Annotated in this window: 15 protein-coding genes; 10 read left to right on the top strand and 5 right to left on the bottom strand. The window is 55.8% G+C overall.

Annotated features, from left to right (window positions below; all coding sequences use genetic code 11):
- Nucleotides 1-7 precede the first annotated feature (7 nt).
- Nucleotides 8-1000, bottom strand: a complete 993-nt coding sequence (gene xylF, locus AB8818_RS16205; protein WP_008502746.1) for a D-xylose ABC transporter substrate-binding protein — start codon at nt 998-1000, stop codon at nt 8-10.
- Nucleotides 1001-1371: 371 nt separating this feature from the next.
- Between xylF and xylA the strand changes: the two genes are divergently transcribed.
- The 4 genes from xylA (at nt 1372) to AB8818_RS16225 (ending at nt 5773) form a co-directional block, all read left to right on the top strand.
- The gene (gene xylA / locus AB8818_RS16210; RefSeq protein ID WP_192984176.1) at nt 1372-2694 is read left to right on the top strand and encodes a xylose isomerase; all 1323 of its coding nucleotides are present in this window, start codon (nt 1372-1374) and stop codon (nt 2692-2694) included.
- Between the two features lie 61 nt (nt 2695-2755).
- Nucleotides 2756-4210 (top strand): xylulokinase, encoded by a 1455-nt coding sequence (gene xylB, locus AB8818_RS16215; RefSeq protein ID WP_116343052.1) that lies wholly within the window; start codon nt 2756-2758, stop codon nt 4208-4210.
- 103 nt (nt 4211-4313) lie between these two features.
- Nucleotides 4314-4853, top strand: coding sequence for an isochorismatase family protein (locus AB8818_RS16220; RefSeq protein ID WP_192984083.1), 540 nt, complete (start codon nt 4314-4316; stop codon nt 4851-4853).
- Nucleotides 4853-5773 carry a GlxA family transcriptional regulator gene (locus tag AB8818_RS16225; protein WP_116343056.1) on the top strand — a complete coding sequence of 307 codons (921 nt, stop codon included), beginning with the start codon at nt 4853-4855 and terminating at the stop codon, nt 5771-5773. Before AB8818_RS16220 ends, AB8818_RS16225 begins: the two co-directional genes overlap by 1 nt.
- On the opposite strand, the gene AB8818_RS16230 is transcribed toward AB8818_RS16225, so the two are convergent.
- Nucleotides 5766-6761, bottom strand: coding sequence for an acyltransferase (locus AB8818_RS16230; RefSeq protein ID WP_192984080.1), 996 nt, complete (start codon nt 6759-6761; stop codon nt 5766-5768). The two genes, AB8818_RS16225 and AB8818_RS16230, sit on opposite strands and share 8 nt — an antisense overlap.
- A 182-nt stretch (nt 6762-6943) precedes the next feature.
- Here AB8818_RS16230 and AB8818_RS16235 point away from each other — a divergent pair, with 182 nt between their 5' ends.
- The 4 genes from AB8818_RS16235 (at nt 6944) to AB8818_RS16250 (ending at nt 12275) form a co-directional block, all read left to right on the top strand.
- Nucleotides 6944-7249, top strand: coding sequence for a YsaB family lipoprotein (locus AB8818_RS16235; RefSeq protein WP_192984078.1), 306 nt, complete (start codon nt 6944-6946; stop codon nt 7247-7249).
- Nucleotides 7250-7409: 160 nt separating this feature from the next.
- Entirely contained in the window at nt 7410-8321 is a 912-nt protein-coding gene (glyQ, locus tag AB8818_RS16240; RefSeq protein ID WP_003860141.1) for a glycine--tRNA ligase subunit alpha, read from the top strand.
- Between the two features lie 9 nt (nt 8322-8330).
- On the top strand, nt 8331-10400 hold the full coding sequence (gene glyS, locus AB8818_RS16245) for a glycine--tRNA ligase subunit beta (RefSeq protein ID WP_163330050.1): 2070 nt from the start codon (nt 8331-8333) through the stop codon (nt 10398-10400).
- 255 nt (nt 10401-10655) lie between these two features.
- Nucleotides 10656-12275, top strand: a complete 1620-nt coding sequence (locus AB8818_RS16250; RefSeq protein ID WP_192984076.1) for an ABC-F family ATP-binding cassette domain-containing protein — start codon at nt 10656-10658, stop codon at nt 12273-12275.
- Nucleotides 12276-12313: 38 nt separating this feature from the next.
- On the opposite strand, the gene AB8818_RS16255 is transcribed toward AB8818_RS16250, so the two are convergent.
- Nucleotides 12314-12601 carry an HTH-type transcriptional regulator gene (locus tag AB8818_RS16255; RefSeq protein ID WP_116343066.1) on the bottom strand — a complete coding sequence of 96 codons (288 nt, stop codon included), beginning with the start codon at nt 12599-12601 and terminating at the stop codon, nt 12314-12316.
- A 331-nt stretch (nt 12602-12932) separates the two neighbouring features.
- On the opposite strand from AB8818_RS16255, the gene AB8818_RS16260 reads away from it, so the two are divergent.
- Together AB8818_RS16260 and cspA are read left to right on the top strand one after the other, a co-directional pair.
- The gene (locus AB8818_RS16260; RefSeq protein ID WP_045260020.1) at nt 12933-13643 is read left to right on the top strand and encodes a DUF3053 domain-containing protein; all 711 of its coding nucleotides are present in this window, start codon (nt 12933-12935) and stop codon (nt 13641-13643) included.
- A 247-nt stretch (nt 13644-13890) separates the two neighbouring features.
- Nucleotides 13891-14103, top strand: coding sequence for an RNA chaperone/antiterminator CspA (gene cspA / locus AB8818_RS16265; RefSeq protein ID WP_003860775.1), 213 nt, complete (start codon nt 13891-13893; stop codon nt 14101-14103).
- Nucleotides 14104-14161: 58 nt separating this feature from the next.
- Here cspA and ghrB read toward each other — a convergent pair whose 3' ends face one another.
- Complete coding sequence (gene ghrB, locus AB8818_RS16270; RefSeq protein WP_116343068.1) at nt 14162-15136, bottom strand: glyoxylate/hydroxypyruvate reductase GhrB; 975 nt, start codon at nt 15134-15136, stop codon at nt 14162-14164.
- A gap of 26 nt (nt 15137-15162) precedes the next feature.
- Nucleotides 15163-16443 (bottom strand): MFS transporter, encoded by a 1281-nt coding sequence (locus tag AB8818_RS16275; RefSeq protein ID WP_116343070.1) that lies wholly within the window; start codon nt 16441-16443, stop codon nt 15163-15165.
- Between the last annotated feature and the right edge of the window lie 135 nt (nt 16444-16578).

Here is a 16578-nt window from a genome sequence, read left to right on the forward strand (position 1 = left end):
CGCCGGATTACAGTTCGCTCTTCTTGTGGAAACCGTCTTTAATCACGGTGGCGTCAATGTTCTCTTTATTGACTTCAATTGGCGTGAGCAGGCGAGCCGGAACGTCTTTCAGACCGTTATTCAGCGTCGCGTCTGCTTTAGGTTGCTTACCGTTGCCCAGCTCAACGGCGATTTCTGCCGCCGTATTGGCAAGCTCGGTAATCGGTTTGTAGACCGTCATGGTCTGGGTACCTGCGATAATGCGTTTTACGCCTGCCAGATCGGCATCCTGGCCAGAAATCGCAACTTTACCAGCCAGCCCCTGGGCGCTCAGGGCCTGAATAGCCCCACCTGCAGTGGCATCGTTGGAGGCCACAACAGCGTCAATTTTGTTGTTATTGGCCGTCAGCGCGTTTTCCATAATCTTCAGGGCATTTTCTGGCAACCATCCGTCGGCCCACTGATCGCCAACCACCTTAATTTTGCCGTTGTCGATGTACGGCTTAAGGACTTTCATTTGCCCTTCGCGGAACAGTTTGGCGTTGTTATCCACCGGCGAACCGCCCATCAGGAAATAATTGCCCTGAGGCACTTTGTCGATCAGGCTTTGCGCCTGTAATTCGCCAACTTTTTCATTGTCGAAGGAAATATAATAATCAATATCCGCATTATTAATCATGCGGTCATAAGCGAGAACTTTTATCCCTTCCTGCTTCGCTTCTTTCACCACGTTACTTAATACCTGGCCGTTATAAGGGATAATGACCAGAACATCGACTCCCCGGTTGATCATATTCTCGATCTGCGACATTTGCGTTTCTTCATTGCCGTTAGCTGACTGAACAAACACATTCGCACCGAGTGATTCCGCTTTTTTCACAAAAATATCGCGATCTTTTTGCCAGCGCTCCAGACGCAGGTCGTCAATCGCCATGCCAATTTTGACCTCCTTGGCATGCCCTGCAAAGCTTGCAAGGAGGAGCGTAGTGCAGAGCGTTAGGGTCAGGTTCTTTATCTTCATAATTATTAGGCCTTTTTGTAGGGGTATGTGTTGCTGAGATAAAAGAAACATTCACTGCTGGGTCGCAGCAAATTTTTAACGCGGAAAGGCGGGCTGGCAATTACAGATTTTTATCTTCTCATTACGATATTTGGTTTATTTCTGAATTTATGACCGCGATCGGATTTTAAAATTCGTAACGCCTTAATTACATTTGATTCTGGAATGCGCGCCGAAAAATAGTTTGTCTGCGCATTATTTTGCGAGCCAGCGCACAGTTGTGCATTCTCTCAATAGCAGTGTGAAATAACGTAATTGAGCAACCCAAAATGTCTATTCACTATTACTCCTGTATCAACGACTCGCCGCATACCCTGATTATGGAGCTCAATATGCAAGCTTATTTCGACCAACTCGATCGCGTTCGTTACGAAGGCCCAAAAACGACCAATCCTTTAGCATTTCGTCACTACAACCCGGATGAGCTGGTGCTGGGTAAGCGCATGGAAGATCATCTGCGCTTTGCCGCCTGTTACTGGCATACCTTCTGCTGGAACGGCGCCGATATGTTCGGCGTCGGTTCCTTTGACCGTCCGTGGCAGCAGCCGGGTGAGGCCATCGAGCTGGCGAAACGCAAAGCCGATGTGGCGTTTGAGTTCTTCCACAAGCTGAACGTGCCGTACTACTGCTTCCATGATGTTGACGTGTCGCCGGAAGGGGCGTCGCTGAAAGAGTACCTGAACAATTTTGCGCAGATGGTGGATGTGCTGGCGGCAAAACAGCAGCAAAGCGGCGTGAAGCTGCTCTGGGGCACGGCAAACTGCTTCACTAACCCACGCTACGGCGCGGGTGCGGCAACTAACCCGGATCCGGAAGTGTTTAGCTGGGCGGCCACGCAGGTGGTGACGGCAATGAACGCCACGCATCAGTTGGGCGGCGAAAACTATGTCCTGTGGGGGGGTCGTGAAGGCTATGAAACCCTGCTCAACACCGACCTGCGCCAGGAGCGCGAGCAGATTGGCCGCTTTATGCAGATGGTTGTCGACCATAAGCACAAAATCGGCTTCCGCGGCACGCTGCTGATCGAGCCGAAGCCGCAGGAACCGACGAAGCACCAGTATGACTACGACGTGGCGACGGTGTACGGCTTCCTGAAGCAGTTCGGTCTGGAAAAAGAGATTAAAGTGAACATTGAGGCCAACCACGCCACGCTGGCGGGCCACTCTTTCCATCACGAAATCGCGTCTGCGATTGCGCTGGGCATCTTCGGCTCTGTCGATGCGAACCGTGGCGATCCACAGCTGGGCTGGGACACCGACCAGTTCCCGAACAGCGTGGAAGAGAATGCGCTGGTGATGTACGAAATCATCAAAGCGGGCGGCTTCACCACCGGCGGCCTGAACTTTGATGCCAAGGTGCGTCGCCAGAGCACCGACAAATACGATCTGTTCTACGGCCACATTGGCGCGATGGACACCATGGCGCTGGCGCTGAAAGTGGCGGCGCGTATGATTGAAGACGGTGAGCTGGATAAACGCGTGGCGAAGCGCTACAGCGGCTGGAACAGTGAGCTGGGCCAGCAAATTTTGAAGGGGCAGTTATCGCTTGCGGAAATCTCGAAGTACGCTGAACAACATCAGCTGGCGCCGCAGCACCAGAGCGGGCACCAGGAGCTGCTGGAAAATCTGGTTAATCACTACCTGTTCGATAAATAACAGCATCCAGGCCCGGTAAGCGGAAGCTCCACCGGGCATTTCTGTCAAAGGAGTCACCGCAATGTATATCGGGATCGATCTGGGCACATCGGGTGTGAAAGCCATCCTGTTAAGCGAGCAGGGCGAGGTGTTAGCAACGCAGACGGAAAAGCTGCAGGTTTCACGCCCGCATCCGCTGTGGTCGGAGCAGGACCCGGAACAGTGGTGGCAGGCGACGGATCGCGCAATTACCGCGTTAGGCGAGCAACATTCTCTGCGTGACGTGAAAGCGATGGGAATGGCCGGGCAAATGCACGGTGCAACCTTATTGGATAGCGAGCATCGCGTGCTGCGTCCTGCGATCCTCTGGAACGACGGCCGCTGCGCAGAAGAGTGTGCGCTTCTTGAGGAGCGCGTACCTGCCTCCCGTGAAATTACCGGCAACCTGATGATGCCGGGCTTCACCGCACCAAAACTCTTATGGGTTCAGCGCCACGAGCCGGAGATTTTCCGTCAGGTGGCGAAAGTTCTGCTGCCAAAAGACTATCTGCGTTTTCGCATGACGGGCGATTTCGCCAGCGACATGTCCGATGCCGCCGGCACGATGTGGCTCGACGTGGCGAAACGCGACTGGAGCGAGGCGATGCTGGATGCCTGTAATCTGACCCGCGAACACATGCCCGCGCTGTTCGAAGGTAGCGAGGTGACGGGCACGCTGCTGCCGAACGTTGCCGAACGCTGGAACATGCCTGCTGTACCGGTGGTGGCCGGAGGCGGCGATAACGCGGCGGGGGCTGTCGGTGTCGGGATGGTTGAGGCGGGGCAGGCGATGCTTTCGCTGGGAACCTCCGGCGTCTATTTTGCCGTTAGCGACGGGTATCGCAGCAACCCTGAAAGCGCCGTACACAGCTTCTGCCACGCCCTGCCTGGAAAATGGCATTTGATGTCGGTGATGCTCAGTGCGGCGTCTTGCCTGGACTGGGCCGCAAAAATCACCGGCATGGCCGACGTTCCGGCGCTCATCTCCGCGGCGCAGCAGGCGGATGACGCGGCGGGTACGGTCTGGTTTTTACCGTATCTTTCCGGCGAGCGTACGCCGCACAACAACCCGGAAGCGAAAGGGGTGTTCTTTGGCTTAACCCATCAACATGGCCCGGCAGAGCTGGCGCGTGCGGTTCTGGAAGGTGTGGGGTATGCACTGGCGGACGGGATGGACGTGGTGCACGACTGCGGCCTGAAGCCGACGAGCGTCACCCTGATTGGCGGCGGAGCGCGAAGCCCTTACTGGCGACAGATGCTGGCGGATATCAGCGGGTTGCAGCTGGATTTCCGCACCGGAGGGGATGTCGGCCCCGCGCTGGGTGCTGCACGACTGGCGCAGATCGCCATGAACCCGGAAAAACCGCTTTCACAGCTGTTGCCGCAGCTTACGCTTGAGCAGGCGCATTTCCCGGACGCTGTACGCCATGCGCGGTACACGGAAAGGCGCGACGTATTCCGCAAAATCTATCAGCAGCTGCTGCCGCTTATGTCTTAAATACGCTTGTCCGGAAGAGGCACGAGGATGTCCTTTTTTGGTCTGTGCGAGCCTTCCATTCCTTGCCAGTATGGTGTTACACCCACTGGCAAGGAGATTTATCATGTCACGCATCGCATTAGTCAACATTGATACTCAGCAGTCCTTCCATCAGCGCAATTACTGGCAGGAGGACGAAATTCCTGCCTTTCAGCAGGCGATGCTGGGGCTGATTGAAGGCTGCCAGGCGCGTAATATTCCGGTCGTTGATATTTTTCACGTTGATGAAGACGGTCCCTTTACCCTGGAAAGCGGCTATGTCAAACCGATGGCCTTTTTGCGTCATCAGCCGGATGTGGTTTTCCAGAAACACGTCCATAATGCCTTCACGGATACCGGGCTTGACCGCTGGCTGCGCGAGCGTGATATCAACAGTGTGATTATCTGCGGCATTCGCACTGAACAATGCTGTGAAACCACCGCCCGGGTGGCATCCGATCTGGGGTATGCTGTGACCTTTGTGAGCGAGGCAACGCTGACGTTTCCCATGACCTACAGGGGCATTACCCTTAGCGCAGCGGAAATTCGCCACCGTACCGAAACGGTACTGTCCGGGCGTTTTGCCGAAATTAAAACGGTAGCGGAGACGCTGGAGTCACTGTAATGCCCATCGACGTCTGGTTCGTGATGTTGCCCGGGGTGCTGTCATTAGACATGACCGGCCCGGCAGAAACCTTTGTGCTGGCAGGCGACGCGTTTCGTCTGCATTACATTGGCCCGCAGCCGGAGGTTCCGACGTCGATAGGTCTGACGATGAGCGGCATCCAGCCGTTGCCGGAAAGCCTGTCTCCGGGCAGCTTGCTGGTCCTGCCGGGGGTGAGCGACTCCCGCTTTCAGTTCTCAACCCCGCAAGCGCAGCAGATTCAGCACTGGCTGATGCGCCGGCAGCCGCAGATCCAGCGCCAGGAAATCACCGTGATGTGCGTCTGTTCAGGAGCGTTGCTGGCGGCGAAATCGGGCCTGCTGAATAACCGGCAGTGCACAACCCACCATGACGTTATTAGCCGTTTACGCACCGCGGCCCCTACGGCGACGATTAAAGAAAACCGGATATTTGTGCAGGATGAAAATATCTGGACCAGCGCGGGGATCACCTCGGGCATCGATCTGGCGCTGCACACGATCAACCACCTGTGCGGCCCCGAAAAGGCGCTGGCCGTGGCGCGTGAGATGGTGGTCTGGTTCCGCCGTTCCGGTGACGACCCTCAGCTATCTCCGTGGCTACGCTACCGCAATCATCTTCACCCGGCGATCCATCGGGCGCAGGATGCGCTCACCGCCGAGCCGCAAAAAACGTGGAGCTTGCCTGATATCGCCGCACTGGCGCACGTCAGCCCACGCCATCTCACCCGGCTTTTCCAGTCACATTTAGGGATTAGCGTTCGCGATTATCTTGAGCAGCTGCGTCTGGCGGTGGCGGAGCAGTGGCTGATGCAGGGACGCGGCGTGGAGCAGGCTTCACTGGCGGCAGGATTTTCCTCCCCGCGCCAGTACCATCGCGCCCGGCAGCGGAGCATTAACTGACGAAGCGGCGAGCATCTATTTTTTGCAGCAGCATCGACAGCAGCAGGCTGATCGCCAGCGTGGCGGCAAAAATCCAGACGATATCCAGCACCGGCCAGCTTTTTAGCTCAACGCCTCTCGTGCGCAGCGCGTGGATCACCAGCGCGTGAAAACCGTAAATCCCGAGAGAGTGGCGAGAGATAAGACTCAGCACGGGCAGGGGACGCGCGTTCAGGGTGTTTTTGACGAGCGTAAGCAGCGATACGGCACAGATAAAGACCATCGGCCCGCAATAGAGATACCAGGTATCGGCAAAATTGCCGCGCCACTGAAGCTCATGCAGCGTCCCGCGTGAAATCACCGCCACGCCGGCGATAAACAGCGCCCCGCATAGCCAGTTCAGACCGCGTTTTTGCGTGTCCATCATCCCGATGGCGCGCCCCAGCATGCCGTAAAGCACGTAGTAGAAGGTATCGCCGTTGATATAAAGGTTCACCGGCAACCATTCGAAACCGTCGATTTTCTGCGAGACCGTATTCGGGTTGGCGACGATGCCGATCACCACCATCAGGGCCAGAAGCATTTTCCCGCTGACGTTTTTCACCTGAATGAGCGGAGAGACCAGATAGATAACGATGATGGCGAAGAAGAACCACAGGTGGTAGAACACCGGTTTTTGCAGCAAATATTTGAGGGATAACCCGGCGTTAATAGAGGTGAACAGGGTGATATAAAGCAGGGCAACGGCGCTGTAGAACCCCAGGCAGGCCGCGATGCGGATGAAGTGCCTCGGCTGCGCGCTGCGTTCGCCAAAAAAGAGAAAGCCGGAAATCATAAAAAACAGCGGCACGCTGACGCGCGACGCGGAGTTGAGGATATTGGCAATATCCCAGTTAACGGGGCTGATGCTGTTGGCATTCGTGACGTACCAGGTCGTCGTGTGGATCATGACCACCATCAGACACGCTATTCCTCGCAGGTTATCAATCCAGTTAATTTTTGACGGCATCAGTTCCTCGTATTCCCTGTAAATTGAGTGTGACTACCATTGTCCAAAAGTCTTCGTTTGGAAAATTCTGAGTTTTATGTGCAGGCTTGCCGGGAGACCGCGAGATTCGCAGAATGGCAGACCTTAATCTATAAAAGTGTTGATACTAAAAATAACAGCCGCTGACCAGGACGGTAATAAAAATGATGATGAAGCGTGTGGTATCACTCTTTCTGCTATTTATGCTGGCAGGATGCAGTGCGCCACAGGAAGTACCCGTGCAAAAAGCGCAGCAGGGTAAAATAAGCCCGGAGCGTTCACTGAATATGGAAGCGCTCTGTAAAGACCAGGCCGCCCGGCGCTATAACTCGGACGTTCAGAAAATTAACGTCATCGGATTCGAGCGCTTTCAGGGCAGCTATGAGCTTAGAGGGTATACTGCGCGTAAAGAGGGCTTTGTCTGCTCGTTTGATGCGGACGGTCAGTTTTTACATCTCTCCATGCGCTAGCCTGCTCGCATAATCAACAGCCAGACGCCGCCAGCGTTCTGGCCGGAAGGCTTATTTCCCAATTTTCCCTAAACAACCCCGTTTCGTACTGTATATCTTGCAGCCAGCGGGTATACTGGTCCCTTCCATTTAAAACCACACGTATCCAGCACGAAATACTATGCAAAAGTTTGATACCAAGACCTTCCAGGGCCTGATCCTGACCTTACAGGATTACTGGGCTCGTCAGGGCTGTACCATTGTTCAACCTTTGGACATGGAAGTCGGCGCCGGCACTTCACACCCGATGACCAGCCTGCGCGCATTGGGGCCAGAGCCAATGGCGACCGCGTATGTGCAGCCTTCCCGTCGTCCGACCGATGGTCGTTACGGTGAAAACCCGAACCGTCTGCAGCATTACTATCAGTTCCAGGTGGTGATTAAGCCATCACCCGACAACATTCAGGAACTGTACCTCGGGTCGCTGAAAGAGCTGGGTATGGATCCAACCATCCACGACATCCGTTTCGTGGAAGACAACTGGGAAAACCCAACGCTGGGTGCCTGGGGTCTCGGTTGGGAAGTGTGGCTGAATGGCATGGAAGTGACCCAGTTCACTTATTTCCAGCAGGTTGGCGGGCTGGAATGTAAGCCAATCACCGGTGAAATCACCTACGGTCTGGAACGTCTGGCCATGTACATTCAGGGCGTAGACAGCGTTTACGACCTGGTCTGGAGCGACGGCCCGCTGGGTAAAACCACCTACGGCGACGTGTTCCATCAGAACGAAGTGGAGCAATCCACCTATAACTTCGAATACGCGGACGTAGATTTCCTGTTCACCTGCTTCGAGCAGTACGAGAAAGAAGCGCAGCAGTTGCTGGCGCTGGAGACTCCGCTGCCGCTGCCTGCCTACGAGCGTATTCTGAAGGCCGCCCACAGCTTCAACCTGCTGGACGCCCGCAAAGCGATCTCCGTGACTGAACGTCAGCGCTACATTCTGCGTATTCGTACCCTGACCAAAGCCGTTGCAGAAGCTTACTATGCGTCCCGTGAAGCCCTTGGCTTCCCGATGTGCAACCGAAACAAATAAGAGGCGGCCATGTCTGAGAAAACTTTCCTGGTGGAAATCGGCACCGAAGAGCTGCCACCAAAAGCCCTGCGCAGCCTGGCTGAATCTTTTGCTGCGAACGTGACTGCCGAGCTGGATAACGCTGGCCTGGCGCACGGTAAAATTGAGTGGTTTGCTGCACCGCGCCGTCTGGCGCTGAAAGTGGCAAATCTGGCGGCCTCTCAGCCGGATCGTGAAGTCGAAAAACGTGGCCCGGCGATTGCCCAGGCGTTCGACGCGGAAGGCAAGCCGAGCAAAGCGGCTGAGGGCTGGGCGCGCGGCTGCGGCATCACCGTTGATCAGGCCGAGCGTCTGACCACCGATAAAGGCGAGTGGCTGCTGTATCGTGCGCACGTGAAAGGTGAAAGCGCGGAAGCACTACTGCCGAACATGATCGCAACCTCTCTGGCTAAGCTGCCGATTCCTAAGCTGATGCGCTGGGGCGCGTCTGACGTTCACTTCGTGCGTCCGGTTCACACCGTGACCCTGCTGCTGGGCGATACCGTTATTCCGGCCACCATTCTGGGCGTGGCGTCCGATCGCGTGATCCGCGGCCACCGCTTTATGGGCGAGCCTGAGTTCACCATCGACAATGCCGACCAGTACCCGCAAATCCTGCTGGAGCGCGGTAAGGTCATTGCCGACTACGAACAGCGTAAAGCCAAAATTAAGGCGGACGCGGAAGAAGCGGCGCGCAAGATTGGCGGTAATGCCGACCTGAGCGACAGCCTGCTGGAAGAAGTCACCTCTCTGGTTGAATGGCCGGTTGTGCTGACCGCGAAGTTCGAAGAGAAATTCCTCGCCGTTCCGGCTGAAGCGCTGGTGTACACCATGAAGGGTGACCAGAAGTACTTCCCGGTCTATGCCAACGACGGCAAGCTGCTGCCAAACTTCATTTTCGTGGCGAACATCGAATCGAAAGATCCGAGCCAGATTATCTCCGGTAACGAAAAAGTGGTGCGCCCGCGTCTGGCGGATGCCGAGTTCTTCTTCAATACCGACCGTAAAAAGCGTCTGGAAGATAACCTGCCGCGCCTGCAGACCGTGCTGTTCCAGCAGCAGCTGGGTACGCTGCGCGACAAGACCGACCGTATCGCGGAGCTGTCCGGCTGGATTGCCCGTGAAATCGGTGCCGACGTTAACCACGCGACGCGTGCGGGCCTGCTCTCCAAGTGCGACCTGATGACCAACATGGTGTTCGAATTTACCGACACCCAGGGCGTGATGGGCATGCACTATGCGCGTCACGATGGCGAAGCGGAAGACGTGGCCGTGGCCCTGAACGAGCAGTATCAGCCGCGCTTTGCGGGTGACGATCTGCCGTCCAACCCGGTGGCCTGCGCCGTAGCGATTGCCGATAAGATGGACACCCTGGCGGGTATCTTTGGTATCGGTCAGCATCCGAAAGGCGACAAAGACCCGTTTGCGCTGCGTCGTGCTGCGCTGGGCGTGCTGCGTATCATCGTTGAGAAGAACCTGAACCTCGATCTGCAGACCCTGACCGAAGAAGCGGTGCGTCTTTACGGCGACAAGTTGACCAACGCGAACGTTGTGGATGACGTGATCGACTTTATGCTCGGCCGTTTCCGCGCCTGGTATCAGGACGAAGGTTACTCCGTTGACACCATTCAGGCGGTGCTGGCGCGTCGTCCGACCCGTCCGGCTGATTTCGATGCGCGTATGAAGGCGGTTTCCCACTTCCGTACCCTGGAAGCGGCATCTGCCCTGGCCGCGGCCAACAAGCGTGTATCCAACATTCTGGCGAAATCCGACGAGACGCTGAACGAGCGCGTGAACGCCGCGACCCTGAAAGAGCCGGAAGAGATCGCTCTGGCGATGCAGGTTGTGGTGCTGCGCGACAAGCTCGAGCCGTACTTCGCGGAAGGTCGCTACCAGGAAGCGCTGGTGGAGCTGGCCGAGCTGCGTGACGTTATCGACGCCTTCTTCGAGAAAGTGATGGTGAACGTAGAAGATAAAGAGCTGCGTATTAACCGTCTCTCTATGCTCGAGAAACTGCGCGAGCTGTTCCTGCGCGTAGCGGATATTTCGCTGCTGCAGTAATGTGCCCGCTGCCCGGCGGCGCTTCGCTTGCTCGGGCCTACAGGTGAGAAAAACCCGCTTCGGCGGGTTTTTTTATACCGTGTCGCCCAAAATTTAACCTTGAAATGGTCAACCCATTACCGCTATCCTTATCTCCGTTAAATTTCTCGCTCTGGAGCGCCCCCCAAAAATGAACAAACACGACTGATGAATTTCGATCCTTGCTAAACGCCACCGCGTCGGCAGGGGATGTTTTGATTTCATTCAGGAGTGCTTATGGCTCATTTTGCGCAGTCCCCTTCTTTTATTTTGCATCAGGTCACCTGTCAGTTTCCGACGGGCGATACCCTTTTTGGTCCGCTGAATCTTTCTCTGGAATCCTCCCTGTGCGCGCTGGTGGGCCGCAACGGCAGCGGGAAAACGCGTCTGCTGCGTCTGCTGGCGGGGCTTGATGAGCCTGCAAGCGGGCATATCGAACGTACCGGAACACATGTTTATGTGGCTCAGCAGCAGGACATTTTGCCGCATACGATGCTGGCTGAACTGCTCGGGTTTGAGGCCATCTTCGCGGCGCGAGCGCGCATCGACAGCGGTGATTACCAGCCTGACGATCTGGAAACGCTTGATGGATTGTGGGATTTAGCTGAACGTCTGGGCGAGGCGTTTGCCCGGGCGAAACTTCCGCCGTTTGATCCTGATAAGCCAGCCGGTGAGCTCAGCGGCGGCGAGCGCATTCGCGCGCTGCTGTGCGGTGCATTTACTGCTGAAGCGGATTATCTGCTGCTGGACGAACCCACAAACCATCTCGATCGACAAGGCAGGGCGTGGTTCTACGACCAGCTTGCCCGTTATCAGGGCGGCGTGCTGGTGGCCTCCCATGACCGCGAACTGCTGGCGAAGGTGCCGCGTATCCTTGAGCTGAGCAGCGGCGGCCTGCGCAGCTACGGCGGGAATTATGCGGATTATCAAACCCAGCGCGATGCCGAACAGCAGGCGGCCCGAGCGGCGCTGGAGCATGCTGCCACGGAACGCAAACGCACCCGCGCACGCATGCAAAAAGAGCATGACGACAGCCAGCGGCGTTCAGCAAAAACATTGCGCACCGTCGATACCCTGAATATCGCGTCGTTTGAACGGGTCAAATACAAAGGCGCGGCGAAGGAGCGGATCGGCTCATGGAAAAAGCAGCATAGCGAGCAAAATGAAGCCCTGAACGCCGCGGTAAACAAGGCGCGTGAGCGGGTTGAAGAAGATAGCCCGGTGATGTTCACCCTGCCGGGGAGCCAGATCCCGGAAGGCAAACAGGTGCTGGTGCTGGAGGATCTGGTGCTGCCGCATGTGTCTTTACCACCACTCAACTGGCGGATGGATGGACCGATGCGCGTGGCGCTAAAAGGGCCGAACGGCTGCGGGAAATCGACGCTGTTGAAAACAATCCTCGGCGACATTCGCCAGCGTTCAGGAATCTGTAAGGTGTCGGTCAGCTGCGCTTATCTCGATCAGCATCTTTCCCGGCTCGATCTCTCGCAGTCGGTCATGACGCACCTCAACCTGGGCAATACGCCTCTGGAAGAGGGCATGTTACGAACCCGTTTAGCCCAGCTTCAGCTGGGGGCCGATAAAGTTTCGCTTCCGCTGGCGGAACTGAGCGGCGGCGAGCGTCTGAAGGCTGCGCTGGCCTGCGTGCTATGGCGCGCGGAGGCCACGCAGCTCCTGCTGCTGGATGAACCGACCAACCATCTGGATCTGGCCTCGGTGCAGGCCATTGAAGCGGCACTGGCGTGTTTCCCCGGCGCGCTGCTGGTGGTGTCACACGATGATGCGTTTTTAAAAGGGTTAACGTTGACGCATGAGATGGTGTGGGAGGAGACGGGCTGGCGTTTCGAGAGCCTTTAAACACAAGCCCCCGCAGAGGCGGGGGCATTCAATCTTCACTACGCTATCTGTTTGCTGAGTGCAGGGTTGGCCTGAATCAGGCGCATCAGCCTTAACTCGGTTGGGGTGGGTTTCTCTCGTTTTGACTCCCACTCCAGCACCATAGCCACGCTGACACCCATCGCTCTGGCGAATTCTTCCGTTTTCAGTCCTGTCCCTTTGCGCAATTGCTCATATTCTGTAAAGGGATTGGATTTTTGTTGCAGGGTAATGGTCTGCGGTACATCTTTAAAAACGATCTGTTCCAGACTGCTCAGCAGCTCAAACTCAGGATCTTTATATTCCATTGAGAACTCCTCTTAAATCTCACATCGTGATCAAGAACATCAGAGAGCCAATTAAGAATAGTCCCTAATACAAACCCAGGATCGTCACGGCTGTGATTAATCGTGCGGTAACGATCGCTTTATCCGATTCAGCTATATGGATAGTTATGCTAATTACCTGATTAACCATATGTCGGCTTCGCCAGGTATTTTTTTGTAAATAGTAAGAAATAAATCGGCAATAGCCGTTTTACATGAAAAGAGTATCTTGCAAGGCTGACCTGGACTATCCTTGTCAGCGTCGGGCACGCGTGTGCCGGTGTGCGCTTTTTTGGGTGAAAGGAGTAATAAAATGGCGACAGGAAAGTCCTGCTCTCGCTGGTTTGCGCCTATTGCGGCGTTGTTAATGGTAGTTAGCCTGAGTGGGTGTTTTGATAAAGAAGGCGATCAGCGCAAAGCGTTTATCGATTTTCTGCAGAATACAGTGATGCGCAGCGGCGAGCGGTTGCCGACGCTGACTGCGGATCAGAAAAAACAGTTTGGCCCCTTTGTGTCCGATTACGCCATTCTTTATGGGTATTCACAGCAGGTGAGCCAGGCGATGGACTCGGGTATCCGCCCGGTAGTGGATAGCGTGAACGCCATCCGTGTTCCCCAGGATTATATGACTCAGCGCGAGCCGCTGCGCCAGTCCAACGGCGCGCTCGGCGTGCTGAGCCAGCAGCTGCAGAATGCGAAAATGCAGGCTGACGCGTCACGTTCTGCGCTGAAGCAGGGCGAGGACCTCAAACCGGTCTTCGATAAAGTGTATGAGAAAGTGGTGACGAAACCGTCTGAAGCGATACAACCGCTGATCCCGGCCGCGCAAGTCTTCACTCAGCAGCTGGTTCAGGTCGGAGATTTTATCTCCCAGCAGGGTACGCAGGTGAGCTTTGTTGCCAACGGCATTCAGTTCCCGACCTCGCAGCAGGCAAGTCAGTACAATACGCTGATTGGGCCGCTGGCCGCCCAGCACCAGGCCTTTAGCCAGGCGTGGGGCGCAGCAGTTGCTGCCACAGAATAAACTGAAAAACCCCGCTTCAGGCGGGGTTTTTTTTCGGCATTCAGAAAATAACGCTTGTCATTCCTCTACCACATCGGTATAACTGTCTGCGTCGGTTTGTTACACAGACCTAAAGCAGTTTAGTAAAGCAGTCCAGATTGTTATCCATAGATACCCTTCGTAGTGACCCTTCCTTCATCGCTTAAAAATCTGTAACGCAATCCATCAAGCCGGAAGGCACAATATATTTGTTAATAAGGTAATTTCTATGTCTGCTAAAATGACTGGTCTGGTTAAATGGTTCAACGCTGATAAAGGTTTCGGCTTCATCACTCCTGACGATGGCTCTAAAGACGTGTTCGTACACTTCTCTGCTATCCAGAACGATGGCTACAAATCTCTGGACGAAGGTCAGAAAGTTTCCTTCACCATCGAAAGCGGCGCTAAAGGCCCAGCAGCTGGTAACGTTGTAAGCCTGTAAGCTTCCAACCCAGTAGCACAAAATTCAAAAACCCGCCTTCTGGCGGGTTTTTTCGTTTCTACTGTTGGATCTGAGGGTTAACGCAGTTCTTATCCACTTTTCCAGCAAGCGCGGCAATCAGGTTGTCTACTGCCGTCGCCGCCATATTGTAGCGCGTCTCATGGGTGGCTGAGCCGATGTGTGGCAGGGCAACGACGTTTGGCATGCTCAGCAGCGGGGAATCCACCGGAAGCGGCTCCTGCTCAAACACGTCCAGACCCGCGGCGTGGATCTCGCCGTTTTGCAGCGCCTCAATCAGCGCCTTCTCATCCACCACCGGGCCGCGACCCGCGTTGATGAAGATGGCGGACTTCTTCATTTTTTCAAACGCGGATTTGCCGATCAGATGGCGCGTTTCATCCGTCAGCGGCAGGATCAGGCAGACAAAGTCGGCTTCCTGCAGCAGCGTATCCAGCTGACAGTAACGCGCGTTAAAGCGTTCTTCAGCTTCGCTGTGATGGCGACGCGCGTTATACAGAATCGGCATGTTGAAGCCGAAATGCGCGCGCTGAGCCAGCGCCAGCCCGATACGCCCCATGCCCACGATGCCCAGCGTTTTGCCATGCACATCCACGCCGAACCAGTCCGGCCCAATGCTTTTTGTCCATTCGCCAGCTTTCACTCGCCCGGCCACTTCCACCACGCGACGGGCCGTGCTGAGTACCAGTGCCATCAGCGTGTCGGCCACGGTTTCCGTCAGGGCATGCGGCGTGTGCATCAGCAGGATTTTACGGGTGTTCAGGGCATCCACGTCGAAGTTATCATAACCTACTGAAACGGTAGAGGTAGCACGAAGCTTCGGCATTTTCTCCAGCAGGGCGATATCCACTTTTTCGCTTGAACCCAGCATGCCTTCGGCGCTCGCGAACGCGTCGGCGTGCTGCGCCACGGTCTCCGGGCTCAGGTTTTTCACCTGCGTAACGGTGAAGTGTTCTTCCAGGCGTTTCTGCAGATCTTCCGGCAGTGCTTTATACAAAATGACGGACGGCTTCATGCTAATCTCCGTTGATTTTTAAGGATTCAGGCGTGGCGTGCACCGACGGGGTGCTGTTGATTATTAGCAGGCTTAACAATCAGAGTAAGCCACACGGAGGCGAAAAGCGCTACCCCCATAAAGATGTACGATGCAGACGGGCTGCCGGTGGCACCGTTCAGGTAGCCCACAAACCAGGAGCCGCAGAACGACCCCAGCGCACCCATACTGTTAATCAATGCCATTGCACCGCCCGCGACGTTACGCGGCAGCATTTCCGGGATGATGGCAAAGAACGGACCGTACGGGGCGTACATGGCGGCACCGGCAATAACCAGCAGGGCGTAAGAGGCCCAGAAGTGATTCGCGCCGACGGCCCATGAGCCAATGAACGCAAAGGCAGCGATCAGCAGCAGCGGCCAGACAAACAGCTTACGGTTCTGCAGCTTGTCCGATGCCCATGATGCGACGATCATGGCGATGGTCGCGGCGAGATACGGTACGGAAGAGAGCCAGCCCACCTCAACCATGCCGAGGTTTTCACCGCCGCTGCGGATAATCGACGGCAGCCACAGCACAAAGCCGTATACACCGATACTCCAGGTAAAATACTGCGCGCAGAGCAGGATAACGTTGCGGGAGCGGAAGGCTTCGCCGTAGTTACGTACCGCCTTCAGCCCCTGCTGTTCTTTATCCAGCTGCGCCTGCAGTGCGGCTTTTTCATCTTCGGAAAGCCACTTTGCCTGTGCAGGCTTATCTTTTACCAGCACCCACCAGCAGAATGCCCAGATAATCGCGGGTACCCCTTCGATGATAAACATCTCGCGCCAGCCGAAGGACTGGATCAGGTAGCCAGACACCACCGACATCCACAGTACCGTGACCGGGTTACCGAGGATCAGGAAGGTATTCGCGCGCGAGCGTTCGGATTTGGTAAACCAGTTGCTGATGTAGATCAGCATCGCCGGCATGACCGCCGCCTCAACGACGCCGAGGATAAAGCGAATGGCGGCCAGGGCAGGAATATTGTTCACCACGCCGGTCAGTGACGCGCAGGCGCCCCACAGGATCAGGCAGACGAAGATCAGCTTGCGCACGCTGCGGCGTTCCGCATAAATCGCACCGGGGATCTGGAAGAAGAAGTAGCCCAGGAAGAAAAGGGCACCCAGCAGGGAGGAGATACCTTTGGTGATGCCAAGGTCCTCTGTGATCCCCGCCGCGGACGCGAAGCTGAAGTTGGCACGGTCAAGATACGCCAGGCTGTACGTGATAAACACGATTGGCATGATGTACCACCAGCGTTTTACTGCATTGGTCGAACTGTTCATAGGCTTGCCTCTGTTGTTGAGGTTGTTACCGCCGTTGTCTGTAGGGTACACGGTGGCTTGTTTTGTTGAGTGCGATTTATGCCCCTCACCCCGGCCCTCTCCCCAGAGGGGAGAGGGAGCAAGTCATTCCCTCGC

The organism is Enterobacter sp. KB-280D8, assembly GCF_041399405.1.
Lineage (GTDB): Bacteria > Pseudomonadota > Gammaproteobacteria > Enterobacterales > Enterobacteriaceae > Enterobacter > Enterobacter cloacae_N.

Bases quoted from the DNA above. Each gene is read 5' to 3' on its own strand.
- AB8818_RS16220 (WP_192984083.1), top strand. From the start codon at position 4,314: ATGTCACGCATCGCATTAGTCAACATTGATACTCAGCAGTCCTTCCAT.
- AB8818_RS16260 (WP_045260020.1), top strand. From the start codon at position 12,933: ATGGCGACAGGAAAGTCCTGCTCTCGCTGGTTTGCGCCTATTGCGGCG.
- glyS (WP_163330050.1), top strand. From the start codon at position 8,331: ATGTCTGAGAAAACTTTCCTGGTGGAAATCGGCACCGAAGAGCTGCCA.
- xylF (WP_008502746.1), bottom strand. From the start codon at position 1,000: ATGAAGATAAAGAACCTGACCCTAACGCTCTGCACTACGCTCCTCCTT.
- AB8818_RS16275 (WP_116343070.1), bottom strand. From the start codon at position 16,443: ATGAACAGTTCGACCAATGCAGTAAAACGCTGGTGGTACATCATGCCA.
- glyQ (WP_003860141.1), top strand. From the start codon at position 7,410: ATGCAAAAGTTTGATACCAAGACCTTCCAGGGCCTGATCCTGACCTTA.
- AB8818_RS16255 (WP_116343066.1), bottom strand. From the start codon at position 12,601: ATGGAATATAAAGATCCTGAGTTTGAGCTGCTGAGCAGTCTGGAACAG.
- xylB (WP_116343052.1), top strand. From the start codon at position 2,756: ATGTATATCGGGATCGATCTGGGCACATCGGGTGTGAAAGCCATCCTG.
- xylA (WP_192984176.1), top strand. From the start codon at position 1,372: ATGCAAGCTTATTTCGACCAACTCGATCGCGTTCGTTACGAAGGCCCA.
- AB8818_RS16230 (WP_192984080.1), bottom strand. From the start codon at position 6,761: ATGCCGTCAAAAATTAACTGGATTGATAACCTGCGAGGAATAGCGTGT.
- AB8818_RS16235 (WP_192984078.1), top strand. From the start codon at position 6,944: ATGATGATGAAGCGTGTGGTATCACTCTTTCTGCTATTTATGCTGGCA.
- ghrB (WP_116343068.1), bottom strand. From the start codon at position 15,136: ATGAAGCCGTCCGTCATTTTGTATAAAGCACTGCCGGAAGATCTGCAG.
- AB8818_RS16250 (WP_192984076.1), top strand. From the start codon at position 10,656: ATGGCTCATTTTGCGCAGTCCCCTTCTTTTATTTTGCATCAGGTCACC.
- cspA (WP_003860775.1), top strand. From the start codon at position 13,891: ATGTCTGCTAAAATGACTGGTCTGGTTAAATGGTTCAACGCTGATAAA.
- AB8818_RS16225 (WP_116343056.1), top strand. From the start codon at position 4,853: ATGCCCATCGACGTCTGGTTCGTGATGTTGCCCGGGGTGCTGTCATTA.